The sequence below is a fragment of the Cryobacterium algoricola genome, assembly GCF_004402485.1.
Classification (GTDB): Bacteria; Actinomycetota; Actinomycetes; order Actinomycetales; family Microbacteriaceae; genus Cryobacterium; species Cryobacterium algoricola.
The window spans coordinates 144,761-160,728 of sequence record NZ_SOFG01000024.1 but is presented as its reverse complement, the minus strand read 5'-3'; the positions used below and the strand labels follow the sequence as shown (position 1 = coordinate 160,728).

Sequence of the window (15,968 nt, the reverse complement as noted above, 5' to 3'; positions counted from 1 at the left end):
TCCTGAATTCGACACACTCGCCGGGCCCGTGCCGGCCGTGGGATACCCAGGCAACGGCGGCGAGTGGTGAGGCGGCGCCGTCGAGTGATCCGCCGTCCACGCCCAGCTGTTCGAGGATGTGGATGCTCGTGCACGCGATCCCTCCCCCCACAATCCACAGGGTCGTATTCTCGGTGGCGTCCACCCGGTGCACTCATCACAGTCGGAGAAATACCCCGTTGCGTGGAGTGTCCCCTCAAATCGTGCGTACTCCGCTATTCGGCGACGGTGCTGACGAGCGGCACGGGCGTGTCTTTGCCCTGGCTCAGCCAGAGTGCCAGGGCCGCCCCGATCAGAGCGAGCCCGATCAGGATGGCTCCGACGAAGTGGAAAGCGTCGATGGTCGCTTCGAGGGTCGCTCCCCCGGCCACGATCGACCCGAGGATGCTCACGCCGATCGACCCACCGAGCCTCTGGGTGATGTTGAACAGGGTGTTGCCGTCGGCCAGTTCGTCCTCACGGAGCGGTGCGAGCATTGCGATGAGCAACGGCGTCGTCACGAAGCCGATCGCAACGGCGCGCCCGGACAGGATCAGCGCGGTCACCCAGAGCGGTGTGCCCTGCTCGAGGAAGAGCAGGAACACGCTTGACCCCGCGAGGATCAGGAATCCGGACACGACGAGCACCCGGAGCGACACTCGCCCGGAGAGCTTCTGACCCGCATAGGTGCCGACGCCCATGATGATGCCCTGAGGAAGGAGGGCGAGTCCCGTCGCGATGGCAGAGTACCCCTGCACGGACTGCGTGAAGACGGGCAGGAGGAACACGGTGCCGAAGGCGACCACGGAACAGAGCACCTGCAGGACGAGGGCGATGGCGGAGTTCCGGTGCCGGAACATCTGCACATTGACCGCCGGGTTCGGGCGGTGCAGCGCCCAAAAGGCGTAGAGCACCAACAAGACGATCCCGATTCCGAGCGGCAAGTACGAGATCGCTTCGTCCCAGCCCTGCGCGGAACCCTCGGTCGCGCCGAAGAGCGCGCCGGTGAGGCCGGCGGCGAGCAGGGTGAAACCGACAGGGTCGAACCGGATCGAGGCGTTCGCCGGGGCGCCCAGGTGCTTGGGCACCCGCAGCAGCAGGAGCAGACCGACGATGCCGACCGGCACGTTGACCAGGAAGATCCAGCGCCACCCGCCTGCACCGATCAGGAGGCCGCCGAGGGTCGGCCCGAGCGCGGGCGCGAGGAAGAGCGTAAGCGCGGCGGAGATCGGGATCTTGCCGCCGCCGATGCCGTCCTTGCCGAGAAGGATGCTGAGAGCAAGCGGCACGAGCGGCGCTCCGACGAAGCCCTGCACGGCCCGGAAGGCGATGAGGGAGCCGATGTCCGGCGCGACGGCGCACGCCGCGGAAACGAGTACGAAGAGGATCATGCTGATCGTGTAGACCCGCATGGTGCCGAATCGCTTGGCCGCGTACGCCGTGACCGCGAGGGCGACGCCCAGGGCCAGCAGGTACCCGCTGACGACCCACTGCACCTCGTCAAGCGGCGCGTTGAGTTCCCGGCCGATGTCCGGAACGGCGACGTTGACGATGCTCGAGTCGATCATGCTGAGGAGCGGCCCGACCAGGAGACCGTACCGGGCGACGGCGCCGAGGCGGGCCCGATCGGGGCCGGCAGCGGAATGCGGGGCGGTTTCAGTCGACATGGACGGTGATTTCTTCGTCATTCATCAGGCCGGTGACCCAGTCCCGCTCATGGTGCAGTGTCGACAACAGGTGTTCCATGCTCACGCTCGGCCAGTCCGTTCCGTCCCGCTCCGGCCGGGTCTCGACGAGGGCGCCGACCTGCGCGATCTTCTCGTCAAGGGCCGCCGCGCGCGCTGCCAGGATGGCGGCGCGGTCCCCCGAGGACACCTCGTCGAAGAAGCCGAGCCGGATCAGGAATTCCTCTTCGTTGCCCGCGAGCGCGGCAGGCAGGGTCGAGATGAGGTCGTGGAACAGGCCGCGCCCGAGCTCGGTGATCGTATAGACCTTGCGGGAGGGACGTCCGTCCTGAGCGGTGACGGCGTGCGTGACGGCCCCCGACTTCTCGAAGCGATGCAGGGCCGGGTAGAGCGAGTTATTGCTCAGCGCCGCGAAGCTCGGCCGCTGCACGCGGCGTTTCAGTTCGTAGCCGTGGGCGGGGCTTGAGCGCAGGGCACTCAGGACGATGATGTCGAAGATCATCCGTCCATTATGACCTATGTCATAGTGAACGACATCCGGATCGCGGCCACGGTCGTCCCGAGTCCGCGTGCGGCGGTCGTGGCCGCGGTTTCGCGCCGCCGCCGGGTGAACGGGTCGAGTCCGGCGAGCCGCACCGGGTCGGTGAGGTCGCCGATGCAGGCGAGCTTCACCGCGAGCGCGATCGGGTCGGCCAGCAGGAACCGGAAGCAGACGTCATCCGCTTCCTCGAAACCGTGTCCGAGCGCCGTGACGGCCATCAACAGCCGGTTGGGCACGAAGCCGCGTAGTCCGGCGAGGCCGACCAGCCCAGTGCCCGACGCCGCACAGGTGTCGTGCAAGAGGGCGACGACCTTCTCGTCGTCACCGTGGAGTGTGGCCATGACGCGCAGCGGATGCTCGATGGCCGCCTCCCCCGACTCGTCGTGCCTGCCTGCACACGCATTCTTTGCGAATCGCAGAGCATCGGCGAGGAGCAGCGCCGAACGACCGTCGGCTCCCGGCTGCTGCCCGCGCTGCGGAAGATGAGTGGGGTGGAGTGTGGTCATGGCGCTGTCCTTGCTGAGCTCGCGAACCGCGGGATTCGCGCGCACGTCAGTGTGCGTCTTTCCACCATACGTACTGCCCTCGGCGGCGACAGGGGCTTGACACTGCCGCCCGGACCTGCATGCCCGGCCGCCCGGTACGGCAGGATAGGGCTATGACGCCGCAGCCTGCATTCCACGACGTTGCGCCCACGCCGGCGGACGACATCCGTTCCACCATCGCCGAGACGGTCCGGCGGCGGCGGGCCGCCCAGTCGCTCACCCTGCGCGACCTCGCAGAGCTCACCGGTCTGAGTGCCGCCCTGCTCTCGCAGATCGAGCGGGCGACGGCAAACCCCACCCTCGACGCACTCTCCCGGATCGCGAGCGCTCTCAAGGTGTCCTTCTCGGAGCTGACCCGGAGGGATGAGGCACGGCCGCTCGTGATCCGGGCCGGCCACGGCCCGATCGTGGCGGCGAGCAACGCCAGCACCGTCGTGCACACCCTGTTCGAGAGCAGCGAACCCCGGCGATTCGACGTCAGCATCGGCCGGATCTCGGCAGAGGAGGAAAGTCCTCGCGCGTCGCACGGAAGCAGTTCGATCGAGTACGCGTTCGTCGTTTCCGGCCGGGTCGACGTCAGCGCGGAGGACTGGACCGTCACCCTCGGCACCGGCGACGCGGTGCGCTTCTCGGGTGCGGGCGCGCACGCCTACCGGGCGATCGAGGAGACGGCCGAGATCCTCACGATCGTGTCCCTGCCGAATGATTGGTCGCCGGACGCCTGAGTCGGCTCAGGGATACAGGATGACTCCCCGGTAGCCGGGGTCGCCCCAGTTCATCATGCGATCGAGAGCGGCGGCGGGGACCGGCAGGTCGTGGGCGTCGACCCAGCTCTCGCCGTGGTCCGCGTCGACCCAGGGATCCTGGATCAGGAAGATTCCGTCGCGAGTGGTGTGGGCGACGACCCAGTGCGGCTCAGGGTCCCCGTGCATCAGGGTCTCATCGACCAGCAGGAGGGCCAGACGGCCCCGACCGACGGCATCCGTCAGCTCATCGATCCCGAGTCGCCCCGGGAGGATGGGGAGCCCTAGCGCCTCGGCGTCCGCGCGGGAGATCTGCTGCAATTCCGCGCGCAGGGCGCGGCCGTGGCCCTCCGGCTCCCACTCGAGGAGCACGGGACCCTTGGCGTCCAGGTAGACCTCGAGGCCGTCTGCCGCACCGACGCCCTCGCGCTCGGACAGCCGGCCGTGGATGGCGACCGCGAGCCCGACCGGCTCGCAGGCGGGAAAGTTCGTCGCCTGACGCCAGAAGGCCAGTTCGGCGCGGCGGATGTCCGGCTCGGTTCCCGAGAAGACGTCGAAGGGCTGCGCGACGAGGGCCGCGACGGCGCCGCAGGTGTAGTTCGTGGTCTGCCGGTAGTAGTCCAGTTCCCGGTGCGGCCAGTCCTGCGACCACCAGACAAAACCGTCCGGCCCGGCGGTGCCCGGACCGGACGGCCGCGGAGCGGGAAGCGACTGGAACCCGAAGGAGCCGGGGTCTGCGGCGCCGGGATGGGCCTCCCACCTCACCGAGGCGAGACCTCGGGAGCGCGCCGTCGCCTGGATCGCCGTGACGAGCCGCAGGACGGCAGCGTGGGCGGCGGCCTCGGACAGACCTGCTGCGGCGACGACGTCGACGATCTTCACTGCGGCCGTGTGCGGCCTCGACGAGAGCAGGGCCGCGGCCTCGACGCTGTCCTGGCCCGCCTCCCGGAGGGTGACGATCTCAGGACTGTAGAACGAACGGTCAATGGTCCAGCGCTCCCGCTGGTCGGCGGTGAGGATCATCGCCACGTCACCCGGAAGGCCGGTACCGGTCGGGGCGAGCCACTCGAGGGATTGGGTCATGGGTGTCGTCGCTTTCGGTTGCGCTGGTCGAGGGGCTGGCCGTCGGGAAGACGTGGTGGCCGGGTCACGTCCGAGCCGCCGTGACGAGCTTCCGGGTGTACTCGTGCTGGGGATCGACAAGGACGTCCCTGCCCGCCCCGGATTCGACGATCCGACCCTCATTCATCACGTACACGCGGTCGGTGATGTGGCGCACCACGGCGAGGTCGTGGGAGATGAACAGGATCGTCATCCCGTAGCGTTCCCTGAGGTCCGTCAGCAGATTGAGGACCTGAGCCTGCACCGACACGTCGAGGGCGGAGACGGACTCGTCGCAGATCAGCAGTTCGGGGCGAAGCGCAAGCGCCCGGGCGATCGCTACCCGCTGTCGTTGTCCGCCGGAGAGGTCACGCGGCCGTTTGCCGCGATAATCGGGTGTCAGTCCCACGTCGGCGAGCAGCGCCTCGAGATCCGCAGCGGGACGCCGGGCGACGCCGAGGGCTTCGAGGAGGGTCTGCCCCACGGTCATCGCAGGGTTGAGCACCGAATACGGGTCCTGAAACACCACCTGGATAAGCAGCGGGTCGCGGCCGCGCAGGCCCGCGGACAGCCGGGCGCCCCGGAAGCGGATCTCGCCGGCATCCGCTTCGGCCAGGCCCGCGATGCAGCGCGCGAGGGTGGTCTTGCCCGAGCCGGACTCTCCGACGATTCCGACGGATTCGCCTCGGCCGATGACGATGCTCGCGTCCTCGACGGCGGCGCGGTGCCCGTAGGTCTTCGTGAGCCCCGTGACGCTCAACAGCGCTTCTCCCCCGGTCTCCCCCGGAGCCTCGAGCACCTCCGGCACCGGGGGCACCGGCAGCGGTCCGGTCGAGTGGATGCAGGCGAGGCTCCAGTCGGACCGGATCTCCTCCAGTGGCACGGGCACGGTTCGGCACTCGGCCGTGGCGAGAGCGCACCGCGGCGCGAACCGGCATCCGGCCAGGATCTCGCCCGGCCGCGGTACCGTGCCGGCGATCGTCGGCAGCCGGGCGGAGCGCACCTCGAGCGACAGGTTCGACGCGCGCAGGGCCGAGGTGTACGGATGCGCGGGAGTCGTCAGCACCTCGGCGGCCGGACCCTCCTCGACGATGCCGCCCGCGTACATCACAGCGACGGAATCGGCGCGTCCCCGCACGAGATTGAGGTCGTGGGAGATCAGCAGCAAGGCCATGCCCCGGTCGGCCTGCAGCCGGGCGAGCAGGTCGAGCACCTCCCCCTGGGTCGACGCGTCGAGTGCCGTTGTCGGTTCGTCGGCGATGAGCAGGAGCGGGTCTGCGGCGATCGCACACGCGATGGCGACGCGCTGCCGCATGCCGCCGGAGAGTTCGGACGGATACTGCCGGGCCACGTGTGCGGGCAGGTTCACTTCGGCGAGGCGCTCGGCAACGGCCTCGCGGAGCTTTCGCCCAGTCAGACCCCTCCCCGCGGAGTGGGCTCGGAGGGTCTCGGCGATCTGGGCGCCGCAGCGATGTACCGGGCTCAGACTCGTGAACGGGTCTTGGAGCAGGAGCGCGACCGTCGAGCCGCGGAACGGCCGCCAGACGCTTTCCGGCGCGGCCAAGTCCACGGACAGGTCGCCAAAGGACACCGATCCGGATGCGGAGAGTCCCGGGGCAAGCAGTCCGCTCAATGCCTGGGCGGTGAGGGACTTGCCCGAACCGGACTCCCCCACCACGGCGAGGGTGCGGCCAGCACCGATCCGGAGGTCAACGCCGGACACGATCGGGCCTGCGGGGCCGGTGACGCCCGCTCCGCGCACCACGATATCGAGTCCCGTCCTCCCGGTTGCGGTTCGTATTCCCGTGGTGTCGGTCATGCGGCCGTTCCCTTCCGGCCGGCGCTGAGCCGACGCACGCTGGGCCGACGCGTGCTGAGCCGGGCGGTACTGGGCGGACCGGCACCACGCCGGCCGGCACCGAGCCAGTCGCCGAGGATGTTGATCGAGCAGGCGACGGCAATGATCAGGATCGCGGGAGTGAGCACCGCTGCAGGATTCTCGCCGAGCAGGCTGCGCCCGTCGGCGAGCTGGCGGCCCCAGTCCGCCGCGTTGGCCGGCACCCCGAGTCCGAGGAAGGAGAGCGAGGACAGCGCGACGAGGGCGATCGCCATGTTGAGTACGCAGTTGGTCACGACGAGGGAGGAGACGTTGGGCAGGATGTGCCGGAACATGATCCGCGGGGAGCTGAGCCCGAGCATCCGTGCGGCTTCGACGTACGGGCGTGAGGACTGTTCGATGACGCCGGAACGCACCACCCGGATGTCCGACGGCGAGAACAGGGTGATCAGCAGAAGCACGGTGACCCAGTACCCGCTGCCGAAGATCCCGGCGACGACGATCGCCATCAGGATCACGGGCAGCGCCATCAGCAGGTCGGTCCACCGTCCGATGGCGAAATCGAGCGCACCCCGGTGGAAGCCGGCGACGGAGCCGAGAACGACGCCGAGGGCCATCGATCCGACCGCGATGCACGCGGGGCCGACGACAGCGGATGCCGTCCCCGCGACGGCGAGGGCCAGAATGTCGCGGCCGAGTTCGTCGGTGCCGAGGAGATGGCCGGGGCTGAACGGAGGGAGCAGGCTGTGCAGGATGTCCTGTCCGGTCGCATCCGGGAGCAGCAGGTTGCCGAAGAGGACAGCGAGGAGCACGAGGCCGAGGACGCCGAGCGACAGGACGATGGCGAACGCGGGCCGGGCGGCCCGGGTGAGCATCGGTGCCGCGCTCATCGGTTGCCCGCCAGACGGACCCGCGGATCGAGCAGGGCATAGCTGAGGTCGGTGAGCAGGGCTATCACGGCGATCAGCACCGCGACGAGGAGCGCCAGGGCCTGCACGACGGCGACGTCCTTGAAGAGCACGGAGCTCTGCAGGAGCGTGCCGAGGCCGGGCAATGCGAAGGTCGTCTCGACGAGAATGGTGCCGCCGACCAGGTAGCTCAGGGTCAGCCCCGCCCCGGTCACGATGGGGATGGACGCGTTCCGCAGGGCGATCCGGGTCACCCGTCTGGGACTCAGCCCCCTCGCCCGGGCGAACACGACGTAGTCGGAGTTCAGCTCGCGCAGGAGGGCCGTGCGGGTGAGCTTGACGAGGATCGCCCCAAGCCCGATGGCGAGGGCGAGGGCCGGCAGGACGAGGTGATAGAGGCTGTCGAGCGGCGAGTCACCGCCGCCGAACCCGGGGAACAGCGGCAGGTAGAAGGAGAAGGCGTAAAGCAACAGCAGGCTGACCGCAAACGCCGGGGCGCTCAGTCCGACGACGGACCAAGCCGAGATCGTCCGGTCGAGGCGACCTCCCGACCGCGTCGCGCTCAGGATTCCGAGGGGAATGGCCGTGCCGACGGCGAGCACGAAGGAGAGTCCGCAGAGCGCGAGGGTCGTCCCTGCTCGCCCGCCGATCACCGCGCTGACGCTCTCCTGGTTGCGGGTGGACGTGCCGAAGTCGCCCGTGACCGCCCGGCTCAGCCAGTTCCAGTACTGCACCAGGAACGGGTCATCGAGATGGTATTGGGCCCGCACAGCCGCGATCGCCTCCGGTGAGGTGTTCTTCGGGCCGAGCAGGTTCTTGACGATGTCGCCGGGGGCGAGGTACACGAGCGAGAAGATCAGGAAGGAGAGCACCAGGAGAATCGCGATGATCCCGAGGCCCCGGAGGGCCGGCGTCCTGGCGGAGAGCAGGACGCCGGCCGGGCGCCGACGTCGCGTGACAACGTCGGCCATGACTACTTGACCTCTCCCGCGCTGTACAGCAACGACGGCCACGGCGAAGTGAAGGCGAACGAGCTGTAGTCGGTGATGCCGAGGTCGGTCGCGAACGAGGTGGCGGACTGTCCCCACCAAAGCGGGGCGTCCACGACGTCGGCGCTCTGCAGAGTGTTGGCCTGGAGGAGCAGGTCGATTCGCTTCGAGGCATCCGTTGCGGCCTGGGCCTGGGCGAGCAGGTCGACGATCGCCGGGTTCGAGTAGTGCGAGGAGTTTCCCGCACCGAGGAGGTAGTTGGTGACTTCGCCGGGGTCGCCGGTCGTGGAGAAGTACCAGGTGAACCCGAGCCCGTGCACGCCGTCGCCGATCGAGGCGAGCCACTGTTCGATCGGCACCTCGGTGACGGTCAGGGTGATGCCGATCTTCTTCAGGTTCTCAGCGAGGGACTGCGCGGCGTTTCCGAGTTGGGGACCGGTGTTCGGGTAGAGGATCTCGGCGGTGAAGCCATCCGGGTGGGCGGACTTGGCGAGCTCGGCCTTGGCGGCGTCGAGGTCGAAAGTGTTCTGCGGGAGTGCGGCGAGGAGGGCGGTCGCGTCCGCGACGTTGTACGACTCACCGAGCGACTCCGGCGTCGGGATGGCCGTGGCCACCCGGCCGTGCCCCTTGAGCAGGGTGCTCACGATCGTGTCCCTGTCGATGCTCTCGGAGATCGCGCGGCGCACGTGCACGTCGTCGAAGGGGGCGAGGGTCGTGTCGAAGTTGAGGCCGACGTAGGACAGGTCGTTGACATACTGCACTCGCTGGGTGTCGAGACCCTCCCACTGCCCCGACTGGGCGAGCGGCACGTTGAAGGAGAGGTCGGTCGTTCCGGATTTCGCGGCGAGCAGCCGGGTGTCCTCGTCCGGGATGAAGCTGACGTGGATCGTCTTGATCTTCGGTGTCCCGCCCCACCAGGTGTCGACCCGTTCGAGCTCGACCCCGGTGTCCGGCGAGAAGCTGGCGACTTTGTACGGGCCGGTACCGAGGATCAGGCCGCCCTTGGTCCCGACGGTTCCGGCGTGCGCCTCGAGGAATGCCTTCGACGACACGAACAGGGCGCCCGCCGTCGAGAGGTTCCGCAGGAAGGCTGCGTCGGGAGCGGCCAGGGTGATGGTCAGCTGGTTCGTTGCGGTCTTCTCGAGGCCCGTCACGCCGGCGAAGGCGTAGGAGATCGATGGGCTGACGGTCGCGTCCTGGGCCTGCCGGATGCTGTAGATCACATCATCCACGGTGACGGGCGTCCCGTCCTGGAACCGGGCATCCGCTCGCAGAGTGAAGACGTAGCTCGCGGGATCCGGCTGGACCCAGCTCTCGGCCAGGGCCGGCTGGACCTTGCCGGAGGCGTCGACCGAGACGAGGCCCTCCTGGACGGCGGACGCCAGGTAGTAGTTGAGGATGCCGGCCTCCTGACCCGGGTACAGGTTGCTGAGCGAGCCGGGCAGCGCCACGGTGATCGCGTCGATCTCCTTCCCGGTGTCGGGGCCCGCCGTCTTGGTCACGCTCGCGGGTGCGACGCTCGAGCAGGCCGCGAGCACGAGGGTAGAGGCGAGGACGGTGGCGGCCAGGGCGACGGAGCGGGCGGTGCGCCGAGGCTTCTGTGGGCTGTTGAGGATACTCATGTCCGGACGTGACCCTTTCTTTTCGTCACGACCATGGACCTCGACGCGACTGGTTCTTACGAAACGTAGCGCTGCAACGTTTCGGGCTTGTTTACTGAAACGTAGTAGATGCGTCGTTTCAGTAAACAATTCCGGTTGTCGCACGGCGTAACAACCTCGAGAACCTAGTGGCCGCGGGGCGTCCAGCCGAGCGCAGGGGCGATGCGCTCCGCAACGGCCGTGAGGATGCGGTGCAGCCCCGCCGGCGGGTGGTCGAACGGAAGGGCGATCACGAGCTCGTCGGAACCCCGGAAGGCGACGTCGGCGAGGAGGGCCTCGATGATGGCGTCGGGGTCACCGGAAGGCACCCTGCCGAACTGGAACGGCAGAGCGGCACGAGAGGTGCCATAGTCGCGCTGCCTCTCCTCGTCACGCTCGATCAGCCAGGCGAATTCCTCGGCATCGTCCCTGCCGAGAATGGGGAGAACCTGACGCCCGACGAGTGCGTAGGACGGCCGATCGGTGACCGAGGCATGAGCGGCACGGTACGCGGTGATCGACTCCAGCTGGGCCTCCTCGAAGGAAAGGTCGCTCGGTTCCGTGTTGAGCGTCGAGAGCTGCAGGCGGAGGCCCTGGCGGCCGGTGCGAACGGCGCTCGGTGTCGCGCCTGCTCCGTAGTAGAGGCGGTCGGAGAGGGTCGGGCTCAGCGGCTGGGCGGTGAGCGGTGTGCCGGCGGGGAAGGCGGGGAAGCTCGCGTCGGCGACGGCGAGGGTGTCACCGCGGAGGGCCGATCGGAAGGAGGCGAGTCGGGCATCCGCTTCTTCTCTGAGCGAGCCGGTGATGGCACCGTAGACAGGGCCGAAAATGCCCTCCGACTGGGCGTAGCCGGAGCTCAGGCCGACCTCGAGGCGGCCACCGGTGAGAAGGTCGGCCGTGGCCGCCTCCTCGGCGAGTCGCACCGGGTTCTCGAACCGCAACGGGGTCACGGAGGTGCCGAGCCGGATTCCCTCGGTGTGCTGGGCGACGACCGAGAGGAAGGTCAGGGGTGAGGAGAGGTACTTCTCGAGGTGCCGGTGCCGCACCCACCCGGTGTCGAAGCCGAGCTCGTCGGCGTGCCGGAACAGGTCGATGCCGTCCTGAAGGCCCTGGGACGTGGCGCCGGAGACACCGCCGTGTTCGACGAAGGCGAGGAAGCCGAGACGGAACGGGGAGGGCGTGGGCGCTGATGCTGGGACTGAGGCTGGGGAGGTCATGTCCGGAAATCTAGCGTCCGGCAACACGGTGCGGGAATTGAGCAGGTCATGAAAGGTAAAGCGACGTCACAGAGCCGCTTCGAGGCTCTCCCGCCGACTGCGAATCAACGGCAGGGCGCGTGTGACCGCGAGATCGATGCGCTCCTGTAGGTCGAGGCTCGAGACCCGGTAGTCGGTGAAGTCAGAGTCCTTCGCGTAGACGCCGATCGGGAGGGTGAGCGCCTGGAAGAATCCGAACAGCGGACGGAGCTGGTGTTCGATGATCAGGGCGTGGCGGTCGCTGCCCCCGGTGGCCGCGAGCAGCACCGGCTTGTCGACGAGGGCGTACTGGTCGACGAAGTCGAAGAGGTGCTTGAACAGTCCGGTGAACGACGCCCGGTAGACCGGACTCGCCACGATGAGCAGGTCGGCGCTCTCGATCCGGTCGAGTTCGGCCTCGATCGTTGCGGGGAGCTGGTCACGTCGCAACGCACCGGCGAACTGCTCGCCGATCTCGTGCACGCCGATGAGATGCGCGTCGATAGGGAGTTCACGGCTGACGGAGGCGAGGATTTCCTTGAGGAGGACCGTCGTCTTCGACGGCGCGTGCAGGCTGCCGGACACGGCGACGACGCGGAGGGGCCTGGTCGGGGTCTCGGCCGGTGTCTCGGTCAGGTGTGATTCGGTCATGGTTGTCCTTCAGTCGGTGCGGGTGGTGGGGGCGATCGCGGCAGCGAGGGCGGGCAATGGGGCGGGCGGGCGGGGAGAGCCGAGGTGGCCACGGAGCGTGGTGGCCCCGTAGTCGTCCCTGACGAGCCCGCGGCTGTGGAGTTCTGGCACGACGAGACGGGCGAAGGTCTCGAACTGTTCGTGAAGGAACGCGTTCAGAACGTTGAAGCCGTCCACGGCGCTCGCCCGGAACCAGGTTTCGAGGTGATCGGCGATGTCGGTGGGCGACCCGACGACGATCGGGGATCTGATCAGGTGGGCGACGAGGAGGTGCCGGTAGGTGACCGGCCGCTTGCCGCCGATCGTGCGTCCAGAGCGGCGGTTGACCAGATCGACGAGGCGGGCGCCCGCCGCGGTGAACCGGCTCGCTGTGCCGGGGGTGACGGCTTCGTCGAAGCGTCGCTCGACGAGGGGAAGCCCGATGACCTGGCGCAGGTGCCGGATGTTCCGGTTGCCGGGTAGGTCGAGTTTCGCCGCTTCCGGGGTGCCGTCGTCGACGGGGAACAGCTCGACGAGTCGGTCGTAGACGGCCCAGGCATCCGCTCGCGTCTCGCCGACGATCGGGAGCACGAGGGAGACGATGGTCAGGGCGGATGCCGGACGGCCGGCCGCCTCAACCCTCGCCTTGGTGTCGTGGTAGAACTCGGCGGCGTCGCCCAGACTCGTCGGCGCGACCACGTAGATGTCGGCCTGCTCGGCCGCGAACTGCTGGGCGCGACGCGAGGTGCCGGCGTGGACAAGCGGGACATGACCCTGAACGGGTCGTTGCACGTTGAGCGGACCGGCTACCTCGAAGGCCGGCCCGACGTGGTCGAGAGGCGTGACCCTGGACCGGTCGATGATGGCCGCGGTCGCCGCGTTCCTCGTGAACGCGTCTTCGCCCCAGGTGTCCCAGAGACCGCGGAGCACGGTGACGTACTCGTCGGCCACCTCGAAGCGGTCGAGCTGGGCGCGAGCCCCGGGCGGCCCGAAATTCGCCTCGACCTTCGCATCGGCCCCGACGGTGAGGTTCAGCCCGAAGCGCCCTCCGCTGAGCCGGTCGACCGATGCAGCGGCCCTGGCCGTCGCGTACGGCTCAGAGTGGGCGGTCTCCACGGTTCCGACCAGACCGATCCGGCGCGTGATCGCGGCCAGGTAGGCCGCGGTGCTCAGCGAGTCGATGCGCGAGAGCAGGTGCGGATCGGAGAACTCGAGCTCGGGATCCGTCGCGAGCCAGTCACCGAGGAACAGGTAATCGAAGCCGGCCTTCTCCGCGGCGAGCGCGAGGCGCTTGAGCGCACGGGGATCGGTCGATGGGTCGTTGTGCGCGCCGGGGTAGCGCCACCCGGACGGGAAGGAACCCAGGGTGCGCACCATCGCACCGAGCACGAGGTGGCCGTCGCGCTCCGACCAGTCGGCGTCGGGCGCCGGGGAGGTGTGATTCGTCATGGGTCGACGCTAGGCCGGGTCGATTCGGGCCGGGGCCCCGACCGACATATCCCGTCGCGCACGGAAACATCTCGTAAAGAATGCTTGATCGCTGGCGTTATCCCGCTCCAGCGCATAGCTTCGGCGGGTCGTGACGCGACGGCAGGATTCGAACCTGCGACTACCGGAATATGAAACCGGTCCCTTCGTCCACTCGGGCACGCCGCGGTGCAATTCAGGTGGTGAGTGTGTCCCTTCTGCCGGGGCGACCAGCGCTGTCGTCGACGAGGTGCAGCACTGCGGACGGCGCGGTCGCAAGCAGAGTTTCGTCGCCCGGCACCGGGCAGCTCGCCAGGAATGCCCACAGGGCCCGGATCGCATCCCGGATCACCGGGTGCTCCCGGCCAGGTCCGCCGGCAGCCGTGTGCGCCCCGGCTCGCCCACGAGGCTGTCGAGGCGGACCAGGAGCGCCCTGGCGACCTTGTCGTTCTCCCGGAAGGAGATCGCGTTCGTGCGCGGGCGGGAGAACGCGCCGACGAACGGCGAGTTCGTGTACGGCCCGATGGCGAAGCGCCGCGGGTGATGGTCGCCGCCGGGGGTCAGCACGCGAGTGTCGGCCTGGCGCACCGCGAGGTGTCCCGTGCTTCCGGTGAAGTCGGCATCCGTCGCCTGTTCTTCGAAACCGGCACCGGAGTCGAGGAGCGACCTGAGCAGCGGGTTGTCGCTCGCGGAGACCACAGTGTCCGGAAGCCGGGCGTCGACGAGCGCGGTCGCCGTGACCACCCGGTCCAGATTCGCGCTCCCGGCCCGGAAGACGCCGGTCGTCTCGTCGGGCTCAACCCAGAGGTCACCGCCGAGGAATTCGACGATGCCGGCCTCGGAGAGCGCGAGGAGCTCTTCGAGCCGGTGACCCGGCGGGCCGCTCGCGATGAAGCTGAAGTAGCCGAGCCACCAGCCGTGGATGTCGCGCACCCGCGACTGCGCGCTCCACTTCGGCGAATCGATGATGTCCGAGAGCGCGAAGAGGCTCCGGAGCAGGGCGATGAACAGGGCGAAGGTCGCGCTGTGCTCCGGCGCGGTGCGGAGCGTCAGGTCGCGGCGGATGTAGTCGCGCAGGGCATCCTGGAGCTCGGCGGCAGACTCGAACCGGAGCCCGTCGAGCGGACGGTCGAAGTCGGGCAGGAACAGCCGGTCGATCGGGTCGGTGACGGTCGTCTCGACGAGGGCACGGAATCGTGCCGCATCCCGCTCGATGAGGAGCGTGTCGGCACCCCAGTCGGTGAGCGGATGACTCGCCGCACGTTCCCCCGACCGTTCCGGCCGGGCGGCCGCGACGGGCAGCGCCCGCGGGTCGAGCGCGGCGAAACGGTCGGAGAAGTCCGCCCACGACGTGGACACCCGGTCGGGGTGCCCGGTGAACAGCTCCCGGTAGTACCCCCAGACCATTTCCTGGGCGATCAACGGCCAGACATCCCTCGTGAAGTCGAGACTAGCGCTGTCCCTGTCGAGGGCGGCGGCGATGTCGGGCGTGAAGAACCGCGGAACCGGTGGCTCCCCGACGAGGGTCGAGCTGATCTTGGAGTGATACGGCACTCCCCGGCGCGACCCGATCAGCACCCGGGGTTCGAGCCCGGACGGCGCGTAGTGCAGCCGCCCGTCGGGCAACCGGGTGAACCGGCCGCCCCTGCCCTCCGTGAGGAGCACGGTGAGGTCGACTGCCGCAAGGCCGAAGCCGCGCACGATGACCCGTTCGCCGGGCTCGAGGGCGCTCGTATCGGCATCCGCTGTGAAGGCGGGCGGCAGGTAGTAGCGGTCGTGACGGCGGGCGAATTCGGCGAGCGCCGAGTGCTCGGGGCTCGGGTCTGCGCCGTTGTGGCCGAGGGAGTAGAGCACGAGGTCGACGTTGAGCGTGACCCCCGTCGAGAGCACGACGACCTGACCGGCAGGGTCTTCGGAGTCGTCGACCCGGATGGCGGCGGCCCGGTGGGCCTCGACCGTCACGTTCGGCCCGAGTGCGGCCACGGCCTCCGCGTGGAACCAGGCGAGATAGAGGCTCTGCAGGCGACGGGTGGGAAAGCTCGCACCGGTGAGGCCGGCGATCTCAGCGGCGAGGACCGCATCGATCCCGCTGGCACCGTCATCTTCGGCACCGTCGACCGCGGGAATCGCGATCGTTCCGGCCCTGACCCCCGCTGCCCACTCGATCAGGGACGGCCCGGGGAGAACCGGCCCCTCGATGACCGACGTCTCGTCGGTGAACATCGTGACGTCCTCGGCGAGGGAATTCAGTTTGAGCAGCGGGCACTGGTCGTGCCGCCAGATCCGGCCGGCTCCCGGCGGGAACGGATCGATCACATGGACGACCAGGGGCCTGTCCCGTCCCCAGGTCTCGTCGAGGTTTGCCGCGAGGCGTTCGAGCACGCCGGATCCCCGGGGACCGCCGCCGATGATCGCGATGGCCGGGGTGTTGTGGATGCCTGTGGTGTCTCTCATGACACAAGAGTCGTCTCGGTGGCGAGAATTCCCGCCCAATGTGTCGCGCCATGACGAGGTGACGAAATGTGAAGCGGATGCGTTGGCACCGGTTCTGAGACCCCCTTAGGTTTCAACTCCAGCGGGGTCGACCGGTTCC

13 protein-coding genes and 1 tRNA gene are annotated in these 15,968 nt (G+C 68.9%); 1 reads left to right on the top strand and 13 read right to left on the bottom strand.

Annotation, left to right across the window (positions count from 1 at the left end; translation table 11 throughout):
- Window positions 1-254: 254 nt before the first annotated feature.
- From E3O44_RS17820 to E3O44_RS17810, 3 genes are read right to left on the bottom strand one after another with little or no spacing between them, the layout of a single operon-like run.
- Window positions 255-1,685, bottom strand: a complete 1,431-nt coding sequence (locus E3O44_RS17820) for a DHA2 family efflux MFS transporter permease subunit (protein WP_134536302.1) — start codon at window positions 1,683-1,685, stop codon at window positions 255-257.
- On the bottom strand, window positions 1,675-2,205 hold the full coding sequence (locus E3O44_RS17815; protein ID WP_134536300.1) for a PadR family transcriptional regulator: 531 nt from the start codon (window positions 2,203-2,205) through the stop codon (window positions 1,675-1,677). The genes E3O44_RS17820 and E3O44_RS17815 overlap by 11 nt, the downstream gene beginning before the upstream one ends.
- Before the next feature lie 14 nt (window positions 2,206-2,219).
- Entirely contained in the window at window positions 2,220-2,750 is a 531-nt protein-coding gene (locus E3O44_RS17810; protein ID WP_134536298.1) for a hypothetical protein, read from the bottom strand.
- Between the two features lie 152 nt (window positions 2,751-2,902).
- Between E3O44_RS17810 and E3O44_RS17805 the strand changes: the two genes are divergently transcribed.
- The gene (locus tag E3O44_RS17805) at window positions 2,903-3,514 is read left to right on the top strand and encodes a helix-turn-helix domain-containing protein (RefSeq protein WP_166792714.1); all 612 of its coding nucleotides are present in this window, start codon (window positions 2,903-2,905) and stop codon (window positions 3,512-3,514) included.
- A 6-nt stretch (window positions 3,515-3,520) separates the two neighbouring features.
- On the opposite strand, the gene E3O44_RS17800 is transcribed toward E3O44_RS17805, so the two are convergent.
- From E3O44_RS17800 to E3O44_RS17755, 10 genes are all read right to left on the bottom strand, one after another.
- A complete protein-coding gene (locus E3O44_RS17800) occupies window positions 3,521-4,615 on the bottom strand; it encodes a peptidase C39 family protein (RefSeq protein ID WP_134536294.1) in 1,095 nt (364 codons plus the stop codon).
- 64 nt (window positions 4,616-4,679) lie between these two features.
- Window positions 4,680-6,452 (bottom strand): ABC transporter ATP-binding protein, encoded by a 1,773-nt coding sequence (locus E3O44_RS17795; RefSeq protein WP_134536292.1) that lies wholly within the window; start codon window positions 6,450-6,452, stop codon window positions 4,680-4,682.
- A complete protein-coding gene (locus E3O44_RS17790) occupies window positions 6,449-7,360 on the bottom strand; it encodes an ABC transporter permease (RefSeq protein ID WP_134536291.1) in 912 nt (303 codons plus the stop codon). The genes E3O44_RS17795 and E3O44_RS17790 overlap by 4 nt, the downstream gene beginning before the upstream one ends.
- Window positions 7,357-8,349: an ABC transporter permease gene (locus tag E3O44_RS17785; protein ID WP_134536289.1), complete on the bottom strand. Its 993-nt coding sequence runs from the start codon at window positions 8,347-8,349 to the stop codon at window positions 7,357-7,359. Before E3O44_RS17785 ends, E3O44_RS17790 begins: the two co-directional genes overlap by 4 nt.
- Before the next feature lie 2 nt (window positions 8,350-8,351).
- Window positions 8,352-9,989, bottom strand: coding sequence for an ABC transporter substrate-binding protein (locus E3O44_RS17780; RefSeq protein ID WP_134536287.1), 1,638 nt, complete (start codon window positions 9,987-9,989; stop codon window positions 8,352-8,354).
- A 164-nt stretch (window positions 9,990-10,153) separates the two neighbouring features.
- Entirely contained in the window at window positions 10,154-11,221 is a 1,068-nt protein-coding gene (locus tag E3O44_RS17775; protein WP_134536285.1) for an LLM class flavin-dependent oxidoreductase, read from the bottom strand.
- A gap of 66 nt (window positions 11,222-11,287) precedes the next feature.
- Window positions 11,288-11,890, bottom strand: coding sequence for an FMN reductase (msuE, locus tag E3O44_RS17770; RefSeq protein ID WP_134536283.1), 603 nt, complete (start codon window positions 11,888-11,890; stop codon window positions 11,288-11,290).
- A 9-nt stretch (window positions 11,891-11,899) separates the two neighbouring features.
- Entirely contained in the window at window positions 11,900-13,357 is a 1,458-nt protein-coding gene (locus tag E3O44_RS17765) for an NtaA/DmoA family FMN-dependent monooxygenase (protein WP_134536281.1), read from the bottom strand.
- Between the two features lie 133 nt (window positions 13,358-13,490).
- Window positions 13,491-13,564, bottom strand: a tRNA-Met gene (locus tag E3O44_RS17760).
- Window positions 13,565-13,723: 159 nt separating this feature from the next.
- Window positions 13,724-15,829: an FAD/NAD(P)-binding protein gene (locus tag E3O44_RS17755; protein WP_198416002.1), complete on the bottom strand. Its 2,106-nt coding sequence runs from the start codon at window positions 15,827-15,829 to the stop codon at window positions 13,724-13,726.
- Window positions 15,830-15,968 lie beyond the last annotated feature (139 nt).